This window comes from Pararobbsia alpina, assembly GCF_902859895.1.
Taxonomy (GTDB): Bacteria; Pseudomonadota; Gammaproteobacteria; order Burkholderiales; family Burkholderiaceae; genus Pararobbsia; species Pararobbsia alpina.
Genome location: NZ_CADIKM010000121.1, coordinates 1 through 3,621, shown reverse-complemented (window position 1 = coordinate 3,621; position 3,621 = coordinate 1). Strand labels below are relative to the sequence as shown.

Below are 3,621 nucleotides of genomic sequence, written 5' to 3'. Positions count from 1 at the left end.
TCTGCGCCTGGCCCACCCAGGCGTATGTGGCTCGGCACACTTCGGTGCGCAACCCACGATACCCGAGACGGGCCCTACGGTGTTCAGTCAGCCGCGACCATTATGTCTAGAACGCATCATAGAGTTCACCTTCTCGTCGTCGCCGTGATGACCGGAAAGCCAGTCAAACGCGCCGCTGGGGTCAGGGTCACGCGTCGCATTACATTTCCATCGGATTTCCACACGACCTGGGTCGGATTGCGCCTGTGGATTCTGCGCAAGCGGTCGGCGGTCGAGGCCGCACAGTTGGCGAGAGGCGGCGCAGAGGTGAGTTTCAATGCGGTCTATGAGACATGAGGGCGGCCCTTAAGCGTTGCAATCATCCGCTCGACCGTGCGCGGTGATACGAGACCAAGCCGGTAGCTCACTTCGTCCGGAGGGCAGCCTGCCAGCAGTCGCCGGCGGCAGTCCGTATTGCGCAGAAGCCGCGGACTCATCTCTTCCGCTTGGACGTGTATAGCAAGCAACGCGTCGCGAACGATGTTGCCGACCATGGCCACGGTAAAAGGTTTGCCGTTCTTGTTTGGAAAGAGCAGGGGGCTACCGGTGTTGATTGCACTTCGAACTTGAAGCCATGTCTCGAGGGACGGAAGAGCGAACTGTTCGATCTGGACCGTCCTCATCGGTCGCGGGCCGTGAGCGATCACGGTCACATAGGGTTGTGAACTTACTAGCCTCACATCTGCGGTTGCCACCCTCAGAAACTCGGTTGCTGTAACACCGGTGCCAAGCAGAAAGGCGACAACGGCCTTGTTGCGTACCTGACGGACGTCGTCCGTGACTCGCGGCTGAATGGATAGCTGAAGGCAAGCGTCGGCATCTTCCCGCAAGAATACGGGCTCAGGTTCGTCTGGCCACTGCAGACGACGCAAGAGGTCGAACCCCGGATTCCCGGATCGGATGCCGACGTCTACGAGATGACGGCACAGACGGTCGATCAGTTTCGCGTAGCGGATGCGCGTCGTCGTGTCTTCGGCGAAGCCCCCGCCGGGGGCCAGAAAGGAATCCACGTGATCGGTCCCGAACGTGGTCAGCGATAGTCCATGCTCGACCAGATAGCGGGTGAACCGATCGAACATGGCGCAATGCTGGACGATCGAACGCTCAGCAAAAGGTCTTCGATCGGCGCCGGCAGCCTCGTGCTCTTGCCACACCCTGAAGGCTCGAGCGGGGTTTGTGCGCCAAGGTGAAGCGTTGCATTCCATAAATTAGTTTTTTATATACTGACGTTGCACCACCTCCAATCCTATCGAATCTTCGATTCGCCCACAAACCCTGCCTACAAGTCGATCGGCCCGGCGCGAATCACTCTCACAAAGATTCTGGGCAAGACGTGCGACGCTGGGTCGCATGCTATAGGGGGCTGCCGCTATCTGCGCGACTTCGGCAGGCAACGGGTGACGCCGAACAGCAGCATGGATCCTATTAGGAACGTCGCGAGCGGAAACGTGCCCACCGTGTTTAGGGCGATTTCCCGCGGGCGTTGGCCCAATAGCTGAAGCCTGCGGCGTGTCATCTTCGCGCCCAGCCGACGAAGCTCGTGTTTTAGCGCGCGCTCGGCCGCAGGTAGTAGCACCGTTTCTTCGTCGGCGATGTGATGTATAACTTCGCGCATCAGTTGCAGAAATAGCTCGTCATACGGGGCATTCTCAGGCCCCATCGCGCGCAGCTTGTCGATGATCGCGCGCATCTCGTCGTGCTCGGGGCGGCTCTTGGCGAGCGTCTCGTTGTCTGTCAGCACGACAGCCAACGCGGGATAAAAAAGTTCCTCTTCCAGTTGCGCGTGAATCTCCAGTGCGTCACACGTGGAAGTGACGATGGCGTGCTTTCGCCACTGCGCGCTGGAAGTGTGATAGCGATGGAACGCAGCAAGTGCGTGCATGTGATCCAGACGGATCATGGAGGTGATGGTGGGTGACACTGATGCATTGCTGTTGGGCATACTGTTCTCCAGAATGACGCAGTACTGCGCGCGTCGCCTGCCTCCGATGATCGTTAAAGGGGGAGAGGCATGCGCAAATCCCAGGGTCCGTGCTTGTCCATGCGGACGAGGCGCTGCGGCTGCGGGCCGAAGGTAATTTCCTTCGATCTGATACTGTGAGATATACATATGGCCGGCACGAACGGCATCGATTGCGCGGGGCGCGTGCGGCGCAATACGCCAAACCTCGGATCGTCCTGACCACAGGTATGCGCAGGAACCCAGTCGCGTCAACGGACGGTTAGCCGTGCTGTCAAAACCGTTCGGTCTCAGTGTGCTCGGCACGAGCACTGCCCACTTTCGCGCGCGACCGGGCCTCTAACAGGCTGCCGTCAAGGGATGCCTCGGTCGGGGATTGATCCGTGGCACCCAATCTCAAGCAGCCTTACTTTCCGCCCCCACCGCCACCGGCCCCACCCGCACTGCCACCGGCCCCACCCGCGCCGGCACCGGTCCCCCCGGTCCCACCGCCGGAGTTAGCACCGCCTTTACCGCTACCCCCAGCGTTCCCGATATTGCCGGTGTTCGGATCATTGGGATTGGCCGTTTTATTGCCCATCGCCGGCGACAACTTCTTCCGTTGCGTCGCTCCGGTGTCTCCACTATCCGAAGACATGGTGCCTGATGCGTTGGCCGCGCCCGGGTTGTTGTGAGTACCGCCCGTGGTCTGCGCGGACGCCGCTAGCGGAGCGATGGCAAGCACGCCAGCCAACAGTCCTGAGCCGAGTGCGTAGGTAATTTTGCTGTTCGTCTTCATGGTTCTCTCCAAGTTTAACCGCATGAAGAAAGGAGCAACAATTGTTCCCAAGCTCTCCATGCCTTTGCCTGGTTGCTTTGGAAGGCTGACAGAATAACCGAGGGTGGGCATTTGCGCCGGGGATTCCGAATCCGATTTGTTCTGGCTCGAGAAGCCACGTCCCCCGACTGCGGTCGGTACGATGCCAAAAACGTCGGTTCTTCCCTGCATCTATCTGCCGAACGGCAACCAGCAGCCTGGTCCGCAATTCGACTACAAACTTGCGGGGTTCAAACGGCTGATCGAGCATGCGAAGACCTTGGGCAGTAGCGGCTATCCGGTGGTTCTTGCGGGACTACAATGTCGTTCCCACGGACGAGGATATCTACAACCCCCGGTTCTAGCGGGAGAATGCGCTCTTGCAGCCAGAAAGCCGCGAATGCTTCAGGCTCTTGTCAATGAGGGGTGGACTGATGCGCTGCGCACGTTGCATCCCAACGAACGCATCTGTACCTACTGGGACCACCTCAGGCCGCGCCATGCGGGACTCGGTTTGCGAATCGATCACCTCCTTTTAGGCCAGGCTCTCGCTTCGGGGCTCGCATCCGCCGGCGTCGATAGTTGGCTGAGAGATTTCCCAAACGCGAGCGACCATGCGCCAACATGGATCGAGCTTTCGAATGGGCCAAAGATACAGACGAGGAGGCAAGCGCTTAGACTGCGCCGCCGAGCGGCTGAAGTAAGAGGCCAGTTTAAAAAGACTGCTCGGCACGCCTGAAGATGTTCCAGCAGACGAGCGAGCAACCGAGTTTGAGAAACGCTTCGTGAATGTCAGCGCGCCGATCGAAGCGAGTGCGTAGACGCC

The 3,621-nt window shown here is 59.5% G+C and carries 3 protein-coding genes and 2 pseudogenes; 1 reads left to right on the top strand and 4 read right to left on the bottom strand.

The annotated features are described in order from the left end of the window. Window positions 1-323: 323 nt before the first annotated feature. From HV670_RS29580 to HV670_RS29570, 3 genes are all read right to left on the bottom strand, one after another. The gene (locus HV670_RS29580) at window positions 324-1,118 is read right to left on the bottom strand and encodes a tyrosine-type recombinase/integrase (protein ID WP_246258116.1); all 795 of its coding nucleotides are present in this window, start codon (window positions 1,116-1,118) and stop codon (window positions 324-326) included. Between the two features lie 290 nt (window positions 1,119-1,408). Then, window positions 1,409-1,981, bottom strand: coding sequence for a hemerythrin domain-containing protein (locus tag HV670_RS29575; RefSeq protein WP_175108479.1), 573 nt, complete (start codon window positions 1,979-1,981; stop codon window positions 1,409-1,411). A gap of 424 nt (window positions 1,982-2,405) precedes the next feature. Continuing rightward, on the bottom strand, window positions 2,406-2,777 hold the full coding sequence (locus HV670_RS29570) for a hypothetical protein (protein ID WP_175108478.1): 372 nt from the start codon (window positions 2,775-2,777) through the stop codon (window positions 2,406-2,408). Window positions 2,778-2,973: 196 nt separating this feature from the next. Here HV670_RS29570 and HV670_RS31725 point away from each other — a divergent pair. Continuing rightward, window positions 2,974-3,534, top strand: a pseudogene (locus tag HV670_RS31725) (exodeoxyribonuclease III); the annotation flags it as partial. Here the strand turns inward: HV670_RS31725 and HV670_RS29565 are convergent. Beyond that, a pseudogene (locus HV670_RS29565) lies at window positions 3,509-3,621 on the bottom strand (IS5/IS1182 family transposase); the annotation flags it as partial. The pseudogenes HV670_RS31725 and HV670_RS29565 overlap by 26 nt on opposite strands.

What these genes read in the sequence shown, in the direction of transcription:
- HV670_RS29570 (WP_175108478.1), bottom strand. Translation starts at nt 2,777, where the DNA reads ATGAAGACGAACAGCAAAATTACCTACGCACTCGGCTCAGGACTGTTG.
- HV670_RS29580 (WP_246258116.1), bottom strand. Translation starts at nt 1,118, where the DNA reads ATGTTCGATCGGTTCACCCGCTATCTGGTCGAGCATGGACTATCGCTG.
- HV670_RS29575 (WP_175108479.1), bottom strand. Translation starts at nt 1,981, where the DNA reads ATGCCCAACAGCAATGCATCAGTGTCACCCACCATCACCTCCATGATC.